Source organism: uncultured Porphyromonas sp. (assembly GCF_905372525.1).
Classification (GTDB): Bacteria; Bacteroidota; Bacteroidia; order Bacteroidales; family Porphyromonadaceae; genus Porphyromonas.
Genome location: NZ_CAJPPN010000020.1, coordinates 1 through 22773, shown reverse-complemented (window position 1 = coordinate 22773; position 22773 = coordinate 1). Strand labels below are relative to the sequence as shown.

Annotated in this window: 14 protein-coding genes; 7 read left to right on the top strand and 7 right to left on the bottom strand. The window is 54.5% G+C overall.

What is annotated here, in order from left to right; translation table 11 throughout:
• Positions 1-7 precede the first annotated feature (7 nt).
• Entirely contained in the window at positions 8-463 is a 456-nt protein-coding gene (locus QZ170_RS09125) for a TaqI-like C-terminal specificity domain-containing protein (protein WP_365300019.1), read from the top strand.
• Here the strand turns inward: QZ170_RS09125 and QZ170_RS05130 are convergent.
• The 6 genes from QZ170_RS05130 to QZ170_RS05105 all read right to left on the bottom strand — a co-directional run bounded on the left by QZ170_RS05130 (position 453) and on the right by QZ170_RS05105 (position 12127).
• On the bottom strand, positions 453-3803 hold the full coding sequence (locus QZ170_RS05130; RefSeq protein WP_297178112.1) for a TaqI-like C-terminal specificity domain-containing protein: 3351 nt from the start codon (positions 3801-3803) through the stop codon (positions 453-455). The genes QZ170_RS09125 and QZ170_RS05130 overlap by 11 nt on opposite strands.
• A gap of 15 nt (positions 3804-3818) precedes the next feature.
• Positions 3819-7277: a helicase-related protein gene (locus tag QZ170_RS05125; RefSeq protein WP_297178109.1), complete on the bottom strand. Its 3459-nt coding sequence runs from the start codon at positions 7275-7277 to the stop codon at positions 3819-3821.
• Between the two features lie 25 nt (positions 7278-7302).
• Positions 7303-7935, bottom strand: coding sequence for a ribonuclease H family protein (locus tag QZ170_RS05120; RefSeq protein ID WP_297178106.1), 633 nt, complete (start codon positions 7933-7935; stop codon positions 7303-7305).
• Between the two features lies 1 nt (position 7936).
• Positions 7937-8647 (bottom strand): NAD-dependent deacylase, encoded by a 711-nt coding sequence (locus tag QZ170_RS05115; protein WP_297178103.1) that lies wholly within the window; start codon positions 8645-8647, stop codon positions 7937-7939.
• Between the two features lie 2 nt (positions 8648-8649).
• On the bottom strand, positions 8650-10830 hold the full coding sequence (locus tag QZ170_RS05110; RefSeq protein WP_297178100.1) for a S46 family peptidase: 2181 nt from the start codon (positions 10828-10830) through the stop codon (positions 8650-8652).
• A 202-nt stretch (positions 10831-11032) separates the two neighbouring features.
• Positions 11033-12127 carry a metallophosphoesterase gene (locus QZ170_RS05105; protein ID WP_297178097.1) on the bottom strand — a complete coding sequence of 365 codons (1095 nt, stop codon included), beginning with the start codon at positions 12125-12127 and terminating at the stop codon, positions 11033-11035.
• A 190-nt stretch (positions 12128-12317) separates the two neighbouring features.
• Between QZ170_RS05105 and QZ170_RS05100 the strand changes: the two genes are divergently transcribed.
• Positions 12318-12821 (top strand): 3'-5' exonuclease, encoded by a 504-nt coding sequence (locus QZ170_RS05100; RefSeq protein ID WP_297178095.1) that lies wholly within the window; start codon positions 12318-12320, stop codon positions 12819-12821.
• A gap of 172 nt (positions 12822-12993) precedes the next feature.
• Here QZ170_RS05100 and QZ170_RS05095 read toward each other — a convergent pair whose 3' ends face one another.
• Positions 12994-14412, bottom strand: coding sequence for a hypothetical protein (locus QZ170_RS05095; protein ID WP_297178093.1), 1419 nt, complete (start codon positions 14410-14412; stop codon positions 12994-12996).
• 498 nt (positions 14413-14910) lie between these two features.
• Between QZ170_RS05095 and QZ170_RS05090 the strand changes: the two genes are divergently transcribed.
• From QZ170_RS05090 to QZ170_RS05070, 5 genes are all read left to right on the top strand, one after another.
• Positions 14911-16248: a DUF4105 domain-containing protein gene (locus tag QZ170_RS05090; RefSeq protein WP_297178090.1), complete on the top strand. Its 1338-nt coding sequence runs from the start codon at positions 14911-14913 to the stop codon at positions 16246-16248.
• Positions 16245-17837, top strand: a complete 1593-nt coding sequence (locus QZ170_RS05085) for an alkaline phosphatase family protein (RefSeq protein ID WP_297178086.1) — start codon at positions 16245-16247, stop codon at positions 17835-17837. Before QZ170_RS05090 ends, QZ170_RS05085 begins: the two co-directional genes overlap by 4 nt.
• 112 nt (positions 17838-17949) lie before the next feature.
• A complete protein-coding gene (secA, locus tag QZ170_RS05080) occupies positions 17950-21252 on the top strand; it encodes a preprotein translocase subunit SecA (RefSeq protein ID WP_297178083.1) in 3303 nt (1100 codons plus the stop codon).
• Between the two features lie 617 nt (positions 21253-21869).
• Positions 21870-22163: a hypothetical protein gene (locus QZ170_RS05075; RefSeq protein WP_297178080.1), complete on the top strand. Its 294-nt coding sequence runs from the start codon at positions 21870-21872 to the stop codon at positions 22161-22163.
• Positions 22164-22197: 34 nt separating this feature from the next.
• Complete coding sequence (locus tag QZ170_RS05070; protein WP_297178078.1) at positions 22198-22743, top strand: 1-acyl-sn-glycerol-3-phosphate acyltransferase; 546 nt, start codon at positions 22198-22200, stop codon at positions 22741-22743.
• Positions 22744-22773: the final 30 nt, after the last annotated feature.

Below are 22773 nucleotides of genomic sequence, written 5' to 3'. Positions count from 1 at the left end.
GTTTAATATAGATGGTCGATGGTATCAATTCGGTAGAGGGCAAGGTATAGCATATAGTGGTATCCCCAAGCTCTTAGCACCAGAGATCTCTCTTGGTGGAAACTTTGCGTATGATAGAAATGGTCATTTCTATCACACGACTAAGGTTTATGGATACATCAAGAATAAGAATATAAATATCAGCTATGAGACCCTGATGGCTATTCTTAACTCTCAAATATGTTGGTGGTACTTGTCTCATACGGGAACCATCCTAGCAAATGGATACTATAGATTCAAACCTGCTTATATTAAGAGCTTCCCCATTCCACATGTATCACCTCAGACGGATAGTTATATCCAAGAGATACTGAAGAAAGGAGGACAAGAATCTGATGAGCTCAGAAGAGTTATTTGTTCTTTATATAAGCTGTCAAAGGAGGAGTTCCTCGTTGTATACGGAGGTAATGACGTCAGTCGGTGAGAGGTATATCTACACCATATATCTTGCAAATCGTCTTATCAATAACCAATAGCAGAGTATTAATTTGAGGTGCCGCCTTTTGCCCCTCTAGGATTTCTTGGACGGAAGATTCAACCAAAGTATAGTCTGCATCCTCTATATCCTCTCTTCTTGGAATAGGGAATGGAGTAACATAGTTGGTCTTAAATGTGTAATACCCACCTCTCAACACATATCCTGTATTCTGGATAAAGAACCAGAAGAGCCGAGAATTGAGCAGTCCAAGAAGGAATTGGTAGCTGTATTGGCTTTCGGGCTTCTTGATGTATCCATAAACCTTAGTCGTGTGATAGAAATGACCATTTCTATCATACGCAAAGTTTCCACCAAGAGAGATCTCTGGTGCTAAGAGCTTGGGGATACCACTATATGCTATACCTTGCCCTCTACCGAATTGATACCATCGACCATCTATATTAAACCTCCCATTTTCTCGACCACGAAGAACATCTTCACATGATTTCAAGTACTTATAGCCTAAAGGGAATACCCTTGCTATTTCGGTCTCCTCATATAGGCATGCCCCCATGTCACCTAATTTATAGGGAAATATTACACACCTATTTGTCTTTATATCATCATATCTATGGACGTCTTCTCCTTTTAGTAAGGGCTTTACCAACCCTTTCTCTACTTGTACTCGCTCTCCTAACTGCATCGAATATCCTTCTATAACTGTATCAGATATCTCCGAGACATCATATAGAAAAAAGACGTTGTCTTTGCTTGTGGCAATACCTTGGTAGACTTTATCGAAAACATCACCAAGAGTCAATGGCTGTTGCTTCAGCTTTAATAAGACCTGATAGACCTGGTTAGTCGCAAGGATCCAAGGTTGTTTCTTAAATTGCTTATAGTCAATCGGTGTAAAGTCAGACTCTTTCAATGAATCAAGATACAACTTAATGTCCATAGAGGTATCTAGGTCGTGTGCTAATTGCGTGTAATATAGCCTCTCCGACCCTCTCTGGAAGGTCTGTATACCACTATATGTTGAGGCATTAAACACTTGGTAGTCGGAAAAGTTGATGATCCGTGCGGCAGCAGAAAGACTGCATAACAATGCTCTCAATCCTTTACCGAAATCAGCGTTACTCCACTTAGTGGGTGCAATATAGTTTACACTTCCACACTCGGACACTAAAGACAACCCTAATTCGATAAAAGGCACATATAGATCAAAGGAAGCATCCGCAGACTTATATAAAGCTTTTAGGGCATCAACCAACGAGGGATCTACAGATTTAAGTCCTTGTATCCTAAGATAGGGAGGGTTACCGATGACGATGTCGAAGCCGTTGCGACCTGAGGGGCGATTGAACACTTCATTAAACCAAGTATGCCAAAGGAAGAAGTGTGTATTGGCCGAGACATTGATACCAGATAGGTTTACCGTATAGTGTTGCTCTTTGAGCTGCTCGTCGATAGCTTGACTAATCTTTTTATGTAACGTGGCCTTACGTTTGTGATCCGTCTCGCCATAGTAATCACTTATGGCCTGACGCAGTTGCCTCCTATAGACATCTGCTAGGTCATCAAATAGCTCAACACACCCATCCTCCTTCCTCTGCGTCAGAGTACTTAGGTCTACCCCTTCGTACCACTCTAGCAGAGAATTGCCTTGCATGATCTTGTAGTCGAGGTTAGGGAGTGGCGTTGGTGTCGTTTCGTCAACGACGAGTGAGAGCCAGAAGCGAAGACGGGCAATATCTACAGCCCCCTGCTCAATGTCTACACCGTAGATATTACCCTTGATGATCTGGCTCTTGATCTCGGCGGGAGAGACGGACAGGTCTTCGAGCGAAATACGACAATAGTATAGCTCCCGTAGCATCCCCATGGGGAATGCCCCCGAGCCAATGGCTGGGTCGCAGACCTTGACCTCCTTGAGTCGCTCTAGTACCTTCGTACCCAGCTCCACACCCTCTAGCTCTAGCCCCAAGAGTAGCTCTGCATCATAGCTCTTTACGAACTGTGAGATGGCTTGGTGCTCTGGGGTGCCCTGATCAATCCCAGTACATAGGTAGGCGATGAGGGACTCCCGGCACATATACTGTACGATCTCCTTGGGCGTATAATAGGCCCCCTTCTCCTTGTTGTCCTCCAGCAGGCTCTCGAAGATCCGCCCTAGCATCTCTGGGTCTACCCCCACTTGGGCATCAGTAGGATCATTCTCATCGATGGTGAAGTTGTATTGGGCGAAGAAGTCAAGGAGATCCTTAAAGAACTCAGGGGGGAACTTTATCAGGAGTGCAGCATTCTCATCACGGTCAAATAGACCTCCATTCAAGTAAGGGATACGTAGCTTATTGCCTCTCTTAGGGAATTTCACCCTCGTGTCAAAGAGGTCATTGTCGGCTCTACGATCGGTATTGAGCGCTTCGTAGAAGAGAGGAGATAGGACGGAGGTGATGAAGTCGGACTGCTGAGCCTCCGTAGCGTACTCATAGAGGTGCTGTATGAAGGATCTATCCCCGTCTCCCCAAGCCTTGTCCGAGGGGACACCGAGCCACCCCTTGCGCTGTAGATAGTGGAGGAATACGATGCGCCCTAGTAACTTCTTGACATAGTCACGTACACGCTTCTCGTCGTCACAGAACTGATCCCGTAGCTGGGCATTGGGCTCGGAGACTTGCTTCTCTTCCCACTTACCCCCTTGCTTGACGTATCGCTTACCCGTGATGTACTCTACAAAGGTCGCATAGTGCTGACGGTACTTATCGAAGAACTCCTTATTCAGCGCCTCGACCGAGAAGGCGTCTTCGATGTCCTTGACCTCTACGGCACCTCGCTTGTCGATGAGCCTCTGGAAGTTGTCCGTAGCCGTACGGCAGTGTTGTCCAGGACCGAGGAGGAAGGTGAAGCGCTTGCTACTCGTGGTGTCTGTCTGACTAGCCCCCTTGTGGCAGAAGGTAAAGCGCCACTCCCAGGACTCCTGGCTCTCCGCACCTCCATCCTCGTAGTGGAAGAGCATGAAGGCTAGGGAATGAGTATCCATGATCCGACGTATCAACTGCTGGATGCCTACCCGATTACGAGCCATCTGGACCTGACTCCCTACCGTGATGTCAAATATCTGCAGGGGCTCTACTCCCACATAGACCTTACCCACCTGCTTGATACTCTGGATCCCAGCGGCTGTCGCTAGGCCCTCGTACTCGGGCTGGTTCGTGAGTATCTCAGCCTCGTACTCATCTACGAAATGCTCCTCCCCGAAGATGGGATAGATGATGTGCTCTAGGAATGATTGAGCCCCTTGGTAGCTGCTACTTAGATACGTCCTCAGAGAATTCTTGTTCACGCTCCTTGCTGATGATTACTTAATGGTTCCTAGTATGATTGAGGCTTCCCCCTGCCTGCTCTCGACCTTGGCAACGAGCTTGCCGATCCCTTCCTCGAGCAGATGATCGATGTCGTGCTGCTCTAGGGCAAACAAACGACTCTCCTTTGCCTCTAGCTCCTCATCAATGAATATGATCCTCTTGATGATATCGATACTGCCCTTATCGACAAGCATTCTCGCACGCCGTAATAGACTTTGCGACGCAGGGGAGAGACCATTGTGCTTCTGGAGCTTCACGATGATACCCTGTGCCTTGGTCCGCAGATCTCCCGCACGGGACTGTCTGATACGGACGAAGTATTGGTTGTATACTCTACAGGCACTCTTGGATAGTTCGTCCCATGAGCTAGGCAGAGGCACACTGGGGGTAGTGGGCTCTACCTGCATCTCCTCTAGTGCCTCAAGTGGGGATATGATCTTTGCCACAGTACCTGTAGCGCTATCGGTCTTGACTACAAGGCGGGCACTATACGGAGCCTTCACGACGAAGTAGGCCGTACCGTGTGCCGCCTGTGCGATCTGCCAGCACGCTCCCGCTGCTGACTCGATCTCGGCATAGCGCTTGGGGTGATCCGCCTTGTACTGCTTTAGCTTGGATATATAGGGCTGTAGAGGGGACTCCTCTCCATCGATTGCCTTCACCATATCGTAGTGTACGATACTCTCCTCATCAGAGAAGATCTTGCTATCCTCGCCAAACAGTACGTGGAAGGACTGGAGCTTGGTATGTGCCTTGTGCACGAGTTGTATCTCGGCATCCCCTTCGGCGCTCGGCATGAAGTTGTAGACATAGACCTCGGGCTCCCGACTCCCGATACGATTGACACGTCCAATGCGCTGCATCAGGCGGGTCGAGTTCCAGGGGGTATCATAGTTTAGGATGACATTAGCTCGGTGTAGGTTTACCCCTTCGGCGAGGACCTCTGTCGTGATGATGACGTCATAGTCACTCTTCTGCTCGCCATCGTAGTTGGCGTCGAAGTTCTCCATGATCACCTGCTCCTTTTCATCCCGGTTGGCCGAGGTGATGACTAGTGGCTTATGCCCCTTAGCCTTGACTGCCCTAGCGAGCGCCTCAACGGTATCGATCGCCTCGGAGAAGATGACGAGCTTGCCTGAAGTATTCTTTGCAGGATCAAATAGCTTTGTCACGAGGCTCTCCTTGAAGGTATCGAACTTAGGGTCCTGTGAGTTCCTTGCCCAGCGGTCGCAGTATCGGGCTATGAGGTCTCGGTCTCTCTTGAGCTCTTTATAATACGCTTCCTTGAAATCCGCTCGGCTGTACTCGGCATTCTGTCCCTGGGTATTCTTCCCCTGTGCTGTTAGCTTCTGGATCTTGGCTCGGATATCTTCTATACAGTCCTCGAAGGTGACGAGCTCGCCTTGTCGCTTCTGACTCTTAGCCTCGTAGTCCAGTTCCTTGTTGACATCGATCTGTGGGCAGACAAAGATGGTATCGTTCTCCCACATCCGGATCATGTTCTCGGTATAGCGGCGGAGGTTCTGTAGCGATCTAGTGAAGGCGGAGAAGGAGCTCTCCAGACGCTTCACCAGCTGTATCTGCATGATGGTCGCGAGCTGCCTAGATACAACGCTGACGTCGCGGTTACCTCGGCCTGCATACTTACGCCCATGCGCTGGATCTATAAAGTATTCTATAGCTCGATAGCGTGCATACCGGAGCCACTCTTCCGTCCGATCCTTATCCTCCTCTGTGGGGGCTAGGAGGGTCATCGTCTCGTAGAAGAGCTGAGCTAGCTCGTCATCCATCACATACTCTAAGCTCTGCGGCCCCATGATCTCTGGGAAGACTATGCCCTGGGACGCTATATCGTCCTGGTAGTACTTCTTGATATCGGTACGTGTCCGACGCTCGAGGATATCACATAGGATGCAGTCACGTAGCTTGCGAGACACCTCATCTAGCCTACGGTGTCGCTCCTCTTTCGAGAGGTCTGTATTGCGCTTGAGGAGCTGGTCGTACTCCTTATTGATCTTAGAGAAGAACAGCTCAAGGTTCCCCCCTTCGGCCTTCTTCAGTGTGCTCTCCCTGCGATTGCGCTCGAAGAGATAGATCTGGTTCATCAAGTCCCTGGGGCCGTTATTCTGAGGTGTCGCTGAGAGCAAGCCCACGTAGGGATATACGCCCGTATCGGTACCGATATGCCCGATTAGCTCGTCCAGCGACTGGTACATCTGCGTATCTTTATTGCGAAACTTGTGGCTCTCATCGATGAGGATCAGCCCATAGTCTTTCTCCTGAAGCGTCCCCGCAAAGTCTCCCGAGTCATAGGTATCGTCATCTCCATCCACCTCGTACCCGTCATCCTCACCCTCACTATACAGTGTATCTATACGGCCTGTGGTGATGAAATCGATATAGGGAGACATCTTATCGCCCGCCTCTCTGTCGAAGGCTTCCACAGTCCTCTTCCAGCTAGACTGGATAGCTGGTGGAGAGATGATGAGCACCTTGGAGCCTCGTCCTTCCTCCTGAGGCACTGATAGGAAGTGCTTGATGATAAGGCATCCCACGATGGTCTTCCCTAGCCCGACGACGTCGCCCAGCATGAAGCCTCCGTGCTCACGCATGATACTGATACAGCGCTTAACGGCCTCGAGCTGATAGTCTAGTTTCTTGACGCTAGTAGGCAGATAGCTCGCTAGCTGATCCCCGAGCGCCTTGTCTACGACTTCGCCAAACTGGAGCTGGAGCAACTTGATATACTGCTCATAGGGGGTGAAGGACTGGGGCTGTACGTGGGGATAGAGCTTGGAGGGCTTGATGATCTGTTCTAGGAATTCCCCATTCCACTCTTGGGAGAGCGCCCACTTTTCCTCGAACCAGTAGATATGCCCCTTTGCAGTAGATCCCACTTGGGGGCTCGCGGTGACACGTGCCGGGTCGGTCTCTAGGTAGTTCAGCTCGGAGTTGCCCGAGAGTCCTTTCTCCGTGAAGTTGGAGCTACCTATGATCCCTAGGGAAAGCTCCTCCCCAGAGAATATATAGCACTTGGAGTGCAAGAATTCCACCTCTTTATCTCCATTCTTCTGGTAGATACGTACCTGGATCTTACCTGTCTGTAGATGCTCGGCTAGGAGCTGGATCACCTGCTCATATTCGGGCTTGAGCTCTAGCTCGTCGATATCAGTACGGATATAGTCTGCAGGATAGGTAGCATCCTTATACTTAGGCTTCTGGAGCAGGGAAGTATATACGTAGGGATCTCTACCGATCAGGAGCTGGAGGAGCGTTCCCTCCCGGCTAAGGAAGGCCGAGAGCTCTGAGAGCACCATAGACATCCCGAGTACATCCCAGTAGCCCGTGGCGATACGTAGCCTATCTATCCCCTCTAGTGCAATACAGTCCTTGAGGTATCTGGCCATCGAGAGGCTTTCAGAGGAATTGTCGATTAGCTGATTATGCATCATCATGATCTATATTATCACCCCGAGGCTAGCCCTTGCGACCATAGTCAGCGGGGATCTCCCCCCAGCTGACCGTATCCCACTTGTAGATGGGGGTCGTATAGGCATGGGTATTCAGCCAATTCTCTGCTCGGCGGATTAGGTCGAAGAGGGGCTCTGACTGCTCATTACGGGGAAGGAGAGTCTTGCATCGCTTCTTCTTGACCCAGGTAAGGGCGATCTGGCTATCCGAATAGATGACGAGTCCCTTGAGCTGGCGCTGCTCCACTAGTGCTAAGGCATGGACGATAGCGAGGAACTCGCCGATGTTGTTTGTCCCAAGGGGGAAGGGACCCATCTCGAAGAGCGTGGTACGGGAGGGCAAGTAGAGCCCTCGGTACTCCATCACTCCAGGATTGCCAGCGCAGGCTGCATCTACGACGATCGCCTCAGGGATTGGGGTCGAGGTCGTGCTCTGCATCTCCTCGGGCACACTATGTCTGCGAGCAAAGGCATAGGCTCCGTCCTCATAGGCACGCAGGGCCTCTTGCTCGCTACCGAAGGCCTTAAACTTAGGGTTCGAATAGCCCGTGATCTGCGCTTGGCATTCACTCCAGCTCTCATAGACTCCAGGCTCGTGCCCAGCCCAGACGACATACCACTTTTGCTTCGCCGTCCCCATCCTACTCCTTGGCTTGGCTAAGGCGATGACACAGCTCCCGTACACCCTCACTGGCCCCCTTCTGTATCTGGATCAGGTCGGGGCGGTAGCTACTGTGTACGGGCTTGGGATCAATTAGGTAAACGGGACAACTCGGTGGCGTATAGGCTAGGAGGCCTGCTGCGGGATAGACCTCGAGCGAAGTCCCGATCACGACAAAGAGATCTGCTCGCTCTGTGGCCTCGATGGCAGGGATCATATTCGGCACCTCCTCACCGAACCACACGATGAAGGGACGTAGCTGAGTACCATCAGGAGCTAGGTCGCCTAGCTGGAGGTCAGGCGCACCTGGCTCTACTGGATAGGTCGTATAGGGGTCACGTACCGAGCGGTTCTTCATCAGCTCTCCATGTAGGTGGATGACCTGACTGCTACCTGCTCGCTCGTGTAGGTCGTCCACGTTCTGCGTGATGATGGTGACCCGATAGCGATCCTCCAGCTCAGCTAGTAGGCGATGTCCCTCATTGGGCTCAGCGCCGACGAACTCCCGCCTGCGCTGGGAGTAGAAGTCAAGCACCCGCTGGGGATCTCGTGCCCAACCCTCGACAGAGGCGACCTCCTCGGGGGAGGCGCCTGCCCAGAGGCCATCGCTATCTCTGAAGGTGGAGAGTCCGCTCTCGGCGCTCATCCCTGCACCCGAGAGTACGACTAGGTGTGGCTTAGTGGAGCTCATGGTTATCTAGGGTCAGAGACGAGGGTAAGCTCATCGATCAGTCTGCGAGCACCGCCTACCTCGTCGATGATGAGTAGGATATAGCGTATATCGCAGATGATGCTACGCTGGTAGTCGGGCAGGTAGTTGATGTCTCCTGCTACACCTTCCCAATTGCGGTCGAAGTTAATCCCGATGAGATGTCCGTACTTATTGAAGACGGGGCTACCAGAGTTTCCACCCGTTGTATGAGTCGTAGCACAGAAGTTCACAGGCATCACATAGCTGCCGTCGGCCTTCTTTATTGCCCAGCGCTTGTTCTCTCCATAGAGCTTCTGCTGATAGACCTCCTTGAGGCGACTAGGCACGGCGAACTCCCAGGACTTGGGGTTCTCCTTCTGCATCACCCCTTCGAGGGTGGTAGGTACGTGGTACTCGACTCCATCTGCGGGGCTGTATCCCTTGATCTCTCCGAAGGTGAAGCGGAGTGTACTATTGGCATCGGGCCAAGCATCCTCTAGCCCATTCGCTGTTCCCTGTGCCTTGTTCGCTAGACCATAGCCCTCGAGGTAGTCCCGGCGAGCACGATCGATCCTCGTATCATAGGGGCGAAGGGCTTCCCTGAGCTCCTGGAGCTTTCCTCGTACCGAGGTGGCAAAGACAGCTAGTGGATCTTCGCCCAGAGCCTTCTTTTGCTCCTCTGCGCTGAGCTTAGCGAAGCGAGCAAAGCCCTCCTCGGAGATGAAGGCAGATTGGGTAAATAGGGCATTGACATAGGCCTCTAGTGTCCCATACTTCTGCAATCCATCGGCTAGAGCCTGTGGCCAGTCCTTACGATCGATCTGAGCGGTGTACTCCGTGAGGACAGCTAAGGCGATCTTGGCATCTACCGAGGGCGAATAGTCCTCATTGCAGTAGGACTTGAAGTACTTACTCAGTGCCGCAGCCTGTAGGTCAAGCCCTGGAGCTCTCGTAGCCTCGATGGCTTGGAAGATCCCTTCGTCTAGGTACCACAGCTGGCGACGCATATTGGCTCGCTCCTCTATGGAACGGTCGATGTCTCGTATAGCTCCCGTGTATCGCTCTCTCGCCTTCTGGTCCGTCTGACGCTGTGCCCAGTCCTGCACATAGGACTGCAGGCGCTCGGCAGGAGCGGTGAAGCCTAGACGGCTAATCCCCCAGTTGGCGCCGATAGCACGCTTATGCCCGTTCTGTGAGCGGGCATACTTGGCAGCATACATGATGTTGATCTTCGGGTCTGCGAGCATCTCACGGAGCATCACCTCCTGACGGATCCCTCGCATGCGGATGCGGATATCGTTGTCGATCTCACGCCACTCCTTGATCTCGCTGGGCAGTGCATAGTGGTTCGTACGACCAGGGAAGCCCATGATCATAGCGAAGTCCCCCTTCTCTACACCTGAGGTAGAGATATTGAACCAACGCTTGGGACGTAGGGGGATGTTGTGCTCTGAGTAGGGGGCAGGATTACCATTGGCATCTGCGTAGATACGGAAGATGGAGAAGTCCCCCGTGTGACGTGGGTACCGCCAGTTGTCCGTATCGGCTCCAAACTTCCCGATGGCGCTGGGAGGAGCGCCCACGAAGCGAATATCCGAATAGACCTTTTTGACGAAGAGCAGGTACTTATTCCCGTTGTAGAAGGGCTTGATCTCAAGTTCTATACCTGCTTGCCCCTTGGCATAGATGGGGGCATACTTGCGCTGGGCTAGGCCATTGAGATACTTAGGGGAGAGGAATTCCATGCCCGTCCCCTTCTTGACCTTCTTCAGTTCACTCAAGACATAGGGGGTCACATCCTCAATACGATCGATGAAGGTAACGACGACCCCCTTGGCAGGAAGCTCCTCGGCGAAGCTCTTTGCCCAGTAGCCCTGCTCGAGGTAGTTGTGCTCCACGCTGCTGAGCTGCTGAATAGCGTCGTAGCCACAGTGGTGGTTGGTCAGGACAAGTCCCTGCGAGGAGATGATCTCTCCCGTACAGCCCCCATCGAAGCTCACGACGGCATCCTTGAGCGAGGTGCCGTTGGGGTTGTAGAGGTCATATTCCTTGAGCTGAATCCCCCGAGAGACGAGGGTAGGATACTTCTTAGCGAGCTGCTCCATGAGCCACATCCCCTCATCAGCCTGGGCGCCGAGGGCTAGGCCACAAGCAGCGAGTAGGGTAAAGATTGTCTTGCGCATATGTCTTGGAATAGTGGTATATGAGTTAGTAGAGTCCATACTTTCCTCCACAAACATACGAAAAAGCAGACAGACCGGGCATGCCCGTACGCCCTAGTAGAGCCCTTCGTGAGTCCCCTCGGGTAGCCCTCTTTCCCCCCTAGTCTTCCCTCGTAACAGGTAGAGTAGCGATAGGGACACCCATACCCGAGAGTCCCGTATGCTAGCTAGCCCTACCCGAGAGCTGGATCACTACATACTCGCTCTGCGTGCCTATGCGGTACTTACCACCCCAGATCCCGATACCACTACTCACGTAGTACTGCGTACGCCCACGACGATGGTAGCCGTGCGAACGCTCGTACATCCTATCGACAATGAGATTGATGGGGAAGACCTGCCCACGGTGCGTATGCCCCGAGAGCTGGAAGTCAATCCCAGCCTGCTGAGCCTGCTCTAGGTGGTGAGGCTGATGATCAAGGAGTAGAATAGGCTTCGAGCGATCAAGGCCTGCCGTGAGTTGGTCTATGGACTTACGCTGAGGATTGGTCTCATCGTCTCGCCCGATGATATAGAGCTGATCTCCGAGGGTCGCCACGGAGTCACAGAGGAGCTGTACCTTGGTCTGGGCAAGGAATTGTCGGCGGTGAGCCTCACCTCCTAGGTACTCATGGTTCCCAAGGCAGGCATATATAGGCGCCTCGATACGATTTAGCTCCTCCGCCATACCATCCTCTAGGACGGGGCGCACGTCACCATCCACGATGTCGCCTGCTATTAGGACGAGGTCTGGGCGTTCGCTATTGACAAGATCGACCCATCGGCTTAGTTCCTCTCGCCCGATCGTATAGCCGAGGTGTAGGTCACTGAGTCCTACGATCTTCAGGGGACGGGCTAGGGGCTTATCGAGCTGGATCGCTAGTGGCACTCGCACCTTCGAGTGATAGACAGAGCTCCCCCAGGCGAAGACCCCGACCATGATGAGGGCGACACAGCCTGCTAGTGGCCAGCTCGGCACGAGCCACGGACGGAGCTGTGGCACGAGACGGAGCAGATCTATGGCGAGGAAGATCATCACTAGATAGAGGAGGTAAAAGACCCAACTCGTCGCCACCGGATAGCCGAAGCGAGTAAGAGAGACTGAGAGCTGAGAGCGGAAGACGAAGCTCAATACGATGAGCACAAAGAGGGCGAACCAGCCGAGGCCGATGATCCAGCGCCAAGCCAGTGGGAGGGGCGCGAGGGTCGCCAGATGCCACCCCGTGTAGCCGACACCTACTAGAGCTAGGAGTAGGGAGGCAATGATCATTCCTATCATTGGATATACTTATTATCTATAGAGATAGTAACCGCCCTTGTAAAGGAATGTTCCACCTCACGACGCCGAGGAGTCCGAGCCACGGAGGTCGGGGAAAGTACGTACCTTTGAGCCCCGGATGCATCACGAGGCAGTAGAGTTCCCTCCCCTCGCAGCATCCCTATCCCACAGCATCCTAAGTAGAAACTCAATGGATACCTTCGTAGCCCTAGACTTCGAGACGGCGAACCGCGAGCGGAGCAGCGTATGTAGTATGGGGCTTGTCTTCGTCGAGGACAGGCACATCGTGGATCATTACTACCGCCTCATCCGCCCCCTACCCAACTTCTATAGCTACTACAATACCGCTGTGCATGGGCTCACAGCATCGGACACAGCCACAGCCTCTACCTTCCCCGAGGTGTGGCAGGAGGTGTATCCCCGCCTGAGGAACCTACCCATCGTAGCCCATAATAGTAGCTTCGACGAAGGGTGTCTGCGTGCCGTCCTCGCCGCCTATGGTCTCCCCCGGCACACCAATCCCTTTCACTGCACCTGCCGTCAGTCCCGACGCCTATTCCCCGAGCTCCCCAATCACCGCCTAGAGACGGTCTCCCAGCACGTGGGCTATCACCTCACGGATCACCACCACGCTCTAGCCGATGCGGAGGCCTGTGCCTACATCGCCCTAGAGGTCTTCAGAGACCTACCCTAAAGCTCCCCAACGGATAAGCCCAGGATAGGGAGGGCTCTACCTAACAGATAGCTGTTCGCCCCCGAGTAGTGCCTAAGACTACTCGGGGGCGAACAGCTTTTATCAGGATACTAAGACCTAGCCGATACTATTAATAATGTAGGGAGGCTGGGAGCATCTCCTGTGGGGCGACCTAGTAGGAGAGGTCTAGTGCCACGGGAAAGAGACGCTGAGGATCAAAGAAGGTCGTACAGCTCTCTGCCATCGCCTTCCAGCTCAGGTTAGGGAGGGCAGCGTACACCTCATGACCATTGATCAGTACACGCACGGGCTTGGTGAGGTCTACGAGCTCGGGGCTGAGGTAGACGCGGATCTTACCCGAGGTCGCAGGGGTAAAGGTCTTCTCATAGCGCATAGGGAAGCTCCACTGAGGACTATTCTCTACCGCCTTATACGTGACCGAGGAGATCTTGAGGTTGATCGTATTGCCCTGGATCTCCTCCTCGTAGAAGAAGCGTTCTATATCCTCCGGAGTATCTAGGGGCTGGAGATTGTAGAAGCCCTGACGATAGACGCCATCGACAGGGAAGTCCTCCCAACGCACACTCTTGGGGTGAGGCGTACGCTTATGCTGAGCAAGCCAGGGGGTGGTAGGCTCATAGGGGATACCGTGACCAGAGCCAGGGATGAGCTGGATGAAATGCTTGTAGTAGCCAGGATAGCGTGCCTGCTGTGCCTCGAAGGCCTCCTTGGTGATCTGGGTCAGCCGGTCTCGGTGGAACATATTGTCCTTCGCCCCTGTACGTAGTGAGAAGGCGATGTGCTGGCAGTTCTCCACAGGGGCATTGATGAGGGGTTCGCCACCTGCCATAGGCCCTGCCCCCGCTAGATAGTCGGCATAGTACGAAGCGAGACGCTGTGAGCCATACCCCCCCTCAGAGATCCCGAAGAAGTAGATACGTAGGGGATCGACCTCGTCAGACAGGAGGGCTAGGCGTAGGAGCTTATCCCAGGCATAGAGCTTAGAGCGCTGCCACCAGCGGTAGAGCTGACCCTCGTTGGGGATCTGTGGGACGAAGTAGATCGAGGGGCCATCCTGGAAGTGACCAGCGAAGCGACGGCCGTTGGTCCACTCCTGCCCCTTGTCCCCCGATCCATGTAGGTAGAGGAAGAGGGGATAGCCTACCGTAGGGCGTGCCCCCTTGTATCCGTAGTAGAAGGGCATCCGAGCAGGATAAGATTGTCCCCCATCCTCTTCATTGGGGAGGTTCCAGATATGACTCGGCATCGTCTCAGAGATGAGGGCTGGAGCAGGGAGCTTCTCCTCACTAAAGGCCTTGTTGGACTCACGCCAGAGCTGCCACATCGCACTGCGGTATGCCTCTAGCTCGGAGAGCTTGAGCTTGTGCTCGGGTGCTACGGGTTCGGGGGTAGATGCCTCGGCAAGAGAGCCAGCGAAGAAGGTACGGGTAGCCTCCCCTAGCTTGGCCGGGAGCCTGACCGTAGGCTTTGGCTTCTGGGGGGCGGGCTTGGGGGGAGTGGGTGAGGCGTTAGAGGGGGTACAGCCTAGCATTAGGAAGAGGCTGGCTACTAGGGAGAGCGGTTTCTTCATCAGAGGGTGAGTCAGTGAATAATAGGATAGTGTTATGCGAATACTATGTAGATAGTGAGTGCAAAGATAGCACGTAATACGTCAGCACACGTACTCTTCTGTCATCGGGGAGCCCCCTAGAGTAGCGGGAAGCTCCACCAAGCCACTACACCAGCTCCTCCTGACAGAGCTATACGCTAGGCCTTGCTCCCCGGGAGGGGAGGATACACTCCCGATATATACTCTCCCACGCTCTCGGTGAGAGGGCATCGGTGTACACGTGTGTACACAGAGGGGCTCTCGGTAAGAGCGCAGAGGTGTGAGTGAAGGGCTCGGTATGAGGTGCTCTACGACACCACAGAGCGGGGGCTGGGGCATGTCTCGGGGTATTCCCTACGCAGGTACCCTAGCGCTGTGCCTCTCAGAGCTAGATAGTTTTCTTATCTTTGTGTGCGATCGGGGGGTAGACTCTAGCCTAGGACATAGAGCTAGAGAGATGATCTCCCCGAGGTATTGGCTATGCATATTAGAGCACTCTATCAGCGACTGACCTCATATCCACAGCGTCTATATCGACCCCTACTGCTCCTCGTGGTGGCTCTCTGCGTCCTCATGGGTCGAGCAGGTACAGCCTCGGCACAGGACTCCTCGGTACTGATGCAGATCCCCTCGATGCTGAGCCCAGCAGCTCAGATCTCCTTCATCGCAGCAGCCCCTAGCGAGGACGAGGTCTATACCGTCTATGGACACGCAGGCCTACGGGTACAGGACGCACAGCAGGGGCTGGATGTGGTCTTCAACTATGGGATCTTCGACTTCTCCGAGGACTTCCTACTCCGCTACATACAGGGCAAGACGGACTATATCGTCCTACCGATGCCTACCGAGGTCTTCCGAGAGTCGTACGCTGGGAGGGAGCTACAGGAGGTAGTACTAGAGACGACTAGCGGTCAGCGTAGTCGCATGTGGGCTCTCCTGCTGAAGAATATCCAGCCTGAGAATAGAGTCTACCGCTACAATGCCTTTCGCAACAACTGCAGCACACGACCTCTGGACCTTTACTTCGAGACCCTCTCCCTCCCCCCAGACCTACAGGGACCTCTGGATATGGTCGCCCTACACTTCGATGACCAGCATAGTCCCTATCTGCGACCGACTACCTGGCGTCAGGTCATTAATAGATTAGAGGCAGGCTTGCCCTGGCTCGTCCTCGGGACAGACCTAGCGATGGGGCCAGAGCTTGATCAAGAGATGCACCCTCTGGAGCGTCTCTTCATCCCCACTGACGCAGCGAAGATCCTCTCGAGTAGCTCCTATGGACGTATGGGAGCGACCGACACGGTCTGGATCAAGCCCTGTGCACAGTACATCCGTACGGAGGGTACGGAGCCTGCACCACATGGAGGGTTCGACTTCACGCACCCGCTCATCATCTTTAGCCTCCTACTTCTGCTCTCGCTGACGATCTACGTGCTCCGTGCCCGAGGGCGGAGGATCTACGGCTTCGTAGAGTTCGTCATCTACCTAGTAGCCGGTCTGAGCGGGTGCCTACTCCTCTATATATCCTGCTTCTCGGAGCACCCAATGGTCTTCCCGAACTGGAATCTCCTAGCACTCCACCCTGGCTACCTCATCCTGGCTCTCTTGATGCCCTTCGGTAGTCGTACGGTGGAGGTACGTCGCATCCTCAGCATAGCCCTACTGCTCCCGCTACTAGCCTTCCCCATCGTCGCACTCTTTGCAGGTCAGGTGATCAACCCAAGCGTCTATGTGATCGCCCTCTCTCTCTTCGTCCTCTGTCTGGGTCGAGCTCGATGGTTCCCCTCCTTCCTCGTCCCCCTGCCCAGCCTATCATGAGTGTGAAGCGGAGTCCCCTACCCCAGAGGAGCATGCGCCTCCTGCTGACCTCCCTGCTGGCACTAGTAGCTCTACAGCAGCCTACCCTAGCAGCCGAGCTCCCTCGGCTCGTGGTCTACATCACCATAGAGGATCTGAGGGAGGACTACCTAGAGGAGCTCCGTCCCTACCTCTCTGCCCAGGGGCTACAGCGGATGATAAGCGAGGGGAAGCTCTACCGTCAGGTCGCCTTCCCTCTGGCGGAGACCAACCGCGCCTCTGCCACGGCGACGCTCCATACCGCATCCTACCCGTACGTCCATGGTCTAGAGCGTCCCGCACGCTGGGTACCGTCACAGGGGCGCTGGGAGAGTATCTTCACAGACCCCAGTGTGCTGGGGAACTATACCCGAGACACCTATTCGCCCAAGAACCTCCTCGTGCACACCCTCGGCGATCGTCTGAGGGAGGCCTCGGCAGGCTCCTCGATCGTCTATTCCGTGGCCTCGGATGCCGAGGTAGCTATCGCCTCAGGGGGATGGTTCGCTAACGGAGCCTTCTGGCTAGACAGCAAGATAGGCTCGTGGGCTACCTCCACCTACTACGAGGAGATGCCTAAGTACCTAGAGGCCTACAACCGCTCAAGTGAAGGCCCCAACAAGCGTCTCATCTCAGGACAGGTGGTGTGGAGTCCCCTACAGACATATGCCCCCAAGGGGGGGAGACAATGGTCTGACTGGGGTAAGGGCTTCTCCTATCGCTATCAGGGTCATCAGGTCGCAGACTTCAAGCACAGTGCCCTAGCCAACGAAGAGGTCACGACCCTCGCCCTACGCCTCATCGATCAGGGGGGCTATGCCGAGAGTCAGAGCACCGGTATGCTCGCCCTCTCCTACAGCCTAGATGTAGCCCCACGGGAGGCTCTCACCTCGGAGCTCACCGTAGAGGAGCTGGACGCCTATGTGCGACTAGACCGCAACATACAGACCATCCTCTTGGAGCTAGACCGGAAGTTTGGTCAGGGGAACTACCTCGTCGCCCTCACGGGTACGGGCTATACCCACTATCGTCGTCCACGGATCAAGGGGGCTGAGGCACGCTACGGACGCTTCAGTACCAAGAAGGGTGCTGCCCTGCTCAATCTATACCTCTCCGCCATACACGGGCAGGGGAGCTGGGTGGAGCGTCTAGCAGATGGACGGATCTACCTCAACAAGAAGCTCATCGAGAGCAAGAAGATGCGCCTGTCCGACCTACAGGAGCAGTCCGCAGCCTTCATCGAGGAGATGCAGGGTATCGGATACGCCGTAGCCGGTCATCACCTCATCGCCCAGTCCTCCCTGAGCGACCTCGGTATCGCCCTCAGGCGATCCGTCCACAACAAGTACCTAGCCGACGTCTACTGGTCACTCATCCCAGGCTGGGAGGTAGAGGAGACCGCAGACAACCCCCACCTATGGCTCCACTCTACAGCCATAGCCTCACCCTGCCTCCTCTTCGGAGCAGGTATCAACCCCAAGACCTTTGACTACCCGATCCTTACGGCACCCGATGTCGCTAAGGCTATCTCCCACGTACTGCGCATTCGTCCACCGAATGCAGCCCAGTAGCTCGTGGGGATCCCTCGAGCATAGATTGGCACAGTCCTTGGTAGTATCCTCTCGGTAGGAGAGGAGGCTATCACTTCACTTATTAACAGCAACAATAATAGTATATACATAGATGGGATTTTTAGATGTACTGTCGAAGCTATTCGGCAATAAGTCACAGCGAGACCTCAAGGAGATCACTCCTTGGGTGGAACGCATCAAGGCGGTCTATCCCGAGATAGATGCCCTAAGCAATGATGAGCTACGTGAGCGTACGGCTCAGCTCAGACAGCGTATCCAGGAGTACGTGGCCAAGGAGCGTGAGGAAGTCGCCTCCCTACGAGCTAGCGTAGAGGGCAAAGACCTAGACGAGCGTGAAGCTATCTGGGGCAAGGTAGATAAGATAGAGAAGGAGATCCTCGAGAAGCTCGAGGAGGTACTAGATGAGATCCATCCCGAGGCCTTCGCTATCGTCAAGAGCACGGCTCGTCGCTTCGCCGAGAACACCGAGATACGTGTCCGTGCTACCGACTTCGACCGAGACCTCAGCGTCGACCACGACTTCGTACGTATCGATGGGGATACCGCAGTCTATCAGAACCACTGGGTAGCAGGCGGTAATGAGATCACCTGGGATATGGTACACTATGATGTACAGCTCTTCGGGGGGACGGTTCTACACAAGGGCAAGATCGCAGAGATGGCTACGGGTGAAGGTAAGACCCTCGTAGCGACTCTCCCCGTCTTCCTCAATGCCCTCACCGGCAATGGAGTCCACGTCGTGACGGTGAACGACTACCTCGCCAAGCGTGACTCCGAGTGGATGGGTCCCCTCTATATGTTCCATGGTCTCAGCGTAGACTGCATCGACAAGCACCAGCCCAATACGCCTGCTCGTCGTGCCGCCTACGACGCAGATATTACCTTCGGGACGAACAACGAATTCGGCTTCGACTACCTACGTGACAACATGGCTACCAGCCCTGAGGATCTCGTACAGCGCAAGCACAACTACGCCATCGTGGACGAAGTGGACTCCGTCCTCATCGACGACGCTCGTACCCCTCTGATCATCTCGGGGCCTGTACCTAAGGGAGACGATCAGCTCTTCGAGCAGTTCCTACCTAACGTAGAGACGGTCGTAGCAGCACAACACAAGCTCTGCCAGCAGCTCCTGATCGACGCCAAGAAGAAGATCGCCTCCGAGGACAAGAAGGAGCAGGAGGAAGGCTTCTTCCTACTCTTCCGTGCCTACAAGGGTATGCCCAAGAGTAAGCCTCTCATCAAGTACCTCAGTGAGCCAGGTATCAAGACCGGTATGCTCAAGGTCGAGGAGGAGTACATGGCCGACAATATGCGTCAGATGCATATCGTCACCGAGGAGCTCTACTTTGTCATCGACGAGAAGCACAATAGCATTGAGCTCTCCGACAAGGGGATTGACCTCCTCACCCGTGGTACCGATGACCCCACCTTCTTCATCCTCCCCGACATAGCCTCACAGCTGGCTGAGCTCTCTGGGCAGGGCCTCTCCAGCGAAGAGATGGCACAGCGCAAGGAGGCACTCCTAGCGGACTATGCCGTCAAGAGCGAGCGTGTACACACCGTGAACCAGCTCCTCAAGGCCTATACCCTCTTCGAGAAGAACGACCAGTATGTCGTCATCGACAACAAGGTACTCATCGTGGACGAACAGACGGGGCGTATCATGGACGGACGACGCTACTCGGATGGGCTCCATCAGGCTATCGAAGCTAAGGAGCGTGTCAAGGTAGAGGCTGCCACCCAGACCTTCGCCACCATCACGCTACAGAACTACTTCCGTATGTACCACAAGCTCGCTGGTATGACCGGTACGGCTGAGACCGAGGCTGGTGAGCTCTGGGACATCTACAAGCTGGACGTAGTCGTGATTCCCACGAACCGCCCTATCGCTCGTCACGACCTCAACGACCGCATCTACAAGACGGCACGTGAGAAGTACGCCGCCGTCATCGAGGAGATCGTCCGTCTCGTAGACCTAGGCCGTCCGGTACTCGTCGGGACAACCTCCGTCGAGATCTCGGAGCTCCTGAGCAAGATGCTCACACTACGTCACATCCCACACAACGTCCTCAACGCTAAGCTCCACCAGAAGGAAGCAGAGATCGTCGCTCAGGCCGGGAAGCCTGGTGTCGTCACCATCGCGACCAACATGGCAGGCCGTGGTACTGACATCAAGCTCACCCCCGAGGTCAAGGAGGCTGGCGGGCTCGCCATCCTAGGTACAGAGCGTCACGAGTCTCGTCGTGTAGACCGTCAGCTACGTGGGCGTGCGGGTCGTCAGGGTGACCCGGGTTCCTCTGTCTTCTTCGTCTCACTGGAGGACCATCTCATGCGCCTCTTTGCCTCGGACCGTCTCTCTGCGATGATGGACCGTATGGGCTTCGAGGAAGGAGAGGTACTGGAGCATAGCATGCTCAACAAGGCCGTAGAACGTGCACAGAAGAAGGTCGAGGAGAACAACTTCGGTATCCGTAAGCGTCTGCTCGAGTACGACGACGTGATGAACTCCCAGCGTGAAGTCATCTACAAGCGTCGCCGTCATGCACTCATGGGCGAACGTATCGAGATGGACGTGATGAATACCCTCTATGACGCAGGGCGTATCCTCATCGACACGCACCATCCGATGGAGGACTACGAGGGCTTCTCGGAGGAGGTGATCCGTCTCTTCGCTATCGAAGCTCCCTTCGACGAGCAGACCTTCCGCCGGAGCAAGGCCGATGAGCTCACCGACCTGCTCTATGACGCTGTAGAGGCTACCTTCGCCCGCCGTACACAGCTCATCGCAGACCAAGCTTATCCTGCCATCCATCAGGTATACACCGAGCATGGTCAGCACTACGAGCGTATCATGATCCCTCTGACTGATGGACGTGGAGCCTATCAGGTCGCTTGTAACCTCAAGGAGGCTGACGAGACCAAGGGACGTAGCATCATGCGTGAGTTTGAGAAGGCCATCGTCCTACACATCATCGACGAGCAGTGGAAGGAGCATCTACGTGAGATGGATGAACTCCGCAACTCCGTACAGAACGCTAGCTATGAGAACAAGGATCCTCTGCTCATCTATAAGCTCGAGTCCTACGAACTCTTCCGCACGATGATCGAGGAGATGAACCGCCGTACAGCGAGCATCCTCATGCGCATCCAGCTCCACCTCGCCCCAGCCGATACCGAGGCTCCACGGGAGGTCGATGTACGCCAGGAGCAGGCTCCTGCTCACCGTCCCGCTCCTCAGTATCGTGAGAGCAGACATGAGGTAGGTAGCGCTGAGGCTGAGGCCGAGGCTCGCCGTACCCCCGCCCAGTCTACGCATACCATCGGGCGTAATGACCCTTGTCCTTGCGGTAGCGGCAAGAAGTTCAAGCACTGCCACGGCAAGAACCTCTAGCCTACTCCAGAGGGATAGCCTCCCAGAGAATATAGCCCCGACAGCTCCCGAGCAAGCTGCCGGGGCTATTCTTTGGTTCCTATCCCACCTCAGGAGTTATCGCCTATGGGGATGGGGACAACTTAGTCTGGGAAGGGGAGCGGTCTAAGGAAGGGGAGCAGAGACGACGCATGATCTCGCTCGCACACTCTCCTGCCTTTGGACCTTCGGGGGTATTATTTCATATCTCAGGGAGCCTTAGCCCATCACGGAAGAGCCTAGGTATCATCCCCAAGAAACAAGCATACAAGCGAGCCCTACAGAGGATATACTTAGAGCGATGTAGTGTACACGCGTGTATACTGTTGTGTACACGTGGGTATACAGTTGTGTACACACGTGTACACTCATCCCTACAAGGTAGGAGGGATTCGCTTGGCATATCTAGACTAGGGCACGGATAGTCCTATCTTCAGTGTATACTCCTTGACGACCTTGCCCTCGCACCATGGTGATTTCATGCATTAGCCCTGGGGTGGGGGATGGGGCAAGCTCTGTTATTTCTATTATCTTTGTGCTAAGCTTATTAGGATAGTTATCTCTGTAGAGTGTACCCTCCCCAAGCTCCACCAAGTAGTATGGCAAGTAAACGACAACTCAAGAAAGACGTCATCGCAGAGGTTATGCGCCTCTTTGACGAAGCCCTGATCATCCGCTCTGTAGCTGATAGCGAAGCGATGCAACGTGAGCTGGAGGATCTGATGGATGACATCATGGTCTTCACTGACGATACCCTGCGACGTATCGACCACCCCGACGGCAAGGACAATCCTGCTCTCGTGAGGAGCTACTATCGTGCGCTGCGTCAGCATATAGCGGAGAACGCTACGCACATCTCTGATCGTCTCGATCAGTTCATCGAGGGGCTCTAGCCTAGGCTACCCCTGCTACCCAAACCCGATTATTTTGCGAAAAATATTTGCCCAAAGCCTCCTTCGCCTACTTGGCTGGAGGATACTTCCCCTGCCGCAGGATCACCCCTCTGGTAGCGTCATCTGTGTCGCTCCACATACCAGCAATAGGGACTTCACCCTCGGACTACTCTACTCCTGGGCTGTCGGCATCAAGTCTGGCTTCCTGATGAAGAGTGACTGGTTCTTCTTCCCTCTTGGCTCCATCCTACGTGCTCTAGGCGGTGTACCGATCAATCGAAAGGAACGCTCCCAGACCGTAGATCGTATCAAGGAGCTCCTCGTACGTCAGGGGCAGATGCACATCGCCATCACCCCCGAGGGGACACGCTCACGAGCCGAGAAGTGGAAGAGTGGCTTCTACCATATCGCCACAGCCGCTGGTCTCCCCATAGAGCTGGCTGTACTGGACTACAAGCGACATGAGCTGGGGATCTTCGAGGTCTTCCACCCTACGGGCGACCTAGAGGCTGACCTTAGCTATATCCGCTCTCGCTTCAGTGCTGAACAGGCTCGCTACCCCGAGAAGTTCACACCCTAACGCTCCCACCCCTATGTCCCTCCTCTCTCC

What these genes read in the sequence shown, in the direction of transcription:
- QZ170_RS05075 (WP_297178080.1), top strand. Translation starts at nt 21,870, where the DNA reads ATGGCAAGTAAACGACAACTCAAGAAAGACGTCATCGCAGAGGTTATG.
- QZ170_RS05110 (WP_297178100.1), bottom strand. Translation starts at nt 10,830, where the DNA reads ATGCGCAAGACAATCTTTACCCTACTCGCTGCTTGTGGCCTAGCCCTC.
- QZ170_RS05090 (WP_297178090.1), top strand. Translation starts at nt 14,911, where the DNA reads ATGCATATTAGAGCACTCTATCAGCGACTGACCTCATATCCACAGCGT.
- QZ170_RS05100 (WP_297178095.1), top strand. Translation starts at nt 12,318, where the DNA reads ATGGATACCTTCGTAGCCCTAGACTTCGAGACGGCGAACCGCGAGCGG.
- QZ170_RS05115 (WP_297178103.1), bottom strand. Translation starts at nt 8,647, where the DNA reads ATGAGCTCCACTAAGCCACACCTAGTCGTACTCTCGGGTGCAGGGATG.
- QZ170_RS05125 (WP_297178109.1), bottom strand. Translation starts at nt 7,277, where the DNA reads ATGATGCATAATCAGCTAATCGACAATTCCTCTGAAAGCCTCTCGATG.
- QZ170_RS05105 (WP_297178097.1), bottom strand. Translation starts at nt 12,127, where the DNA reads ATGATAGGAATGATCATTGCCTCCCTACTCCTAGCTCTAGTAGGTGTC.
- QZ170_RS05095 (WP_297178093.1), bottom strand. Translation starts at nt 14,412, where the DNA reads ATGAAGAAACCGCTCTCCCTAGTAGCCAGCCTCTTCCTAATGCTAGGC.
- QZ170_RS05120 (WP_297178106.1), bottom strand. Translation starts at nt 7,935, where the DNA reads ATGGGGACGGCGAAGCAAAAGTGGTATGTCGTCTGGGCTGGGCACGAG.
- secA (WP_297178083.1), top strand. Translation starts at nt 17,950, where the DNA reads ATGGGATTTTTAGATGTACTGTCGAAGCTATTCGGCAATAAGTCACAG.
- QZ170_RS05085 (WP_297178086.1), top strand. Translation starts at nt 16,245, where the DNA reads ATGAGTGTGAAGCGGAGTCCCCTACCCCAGAGGAGCATGCGCCTCCTG.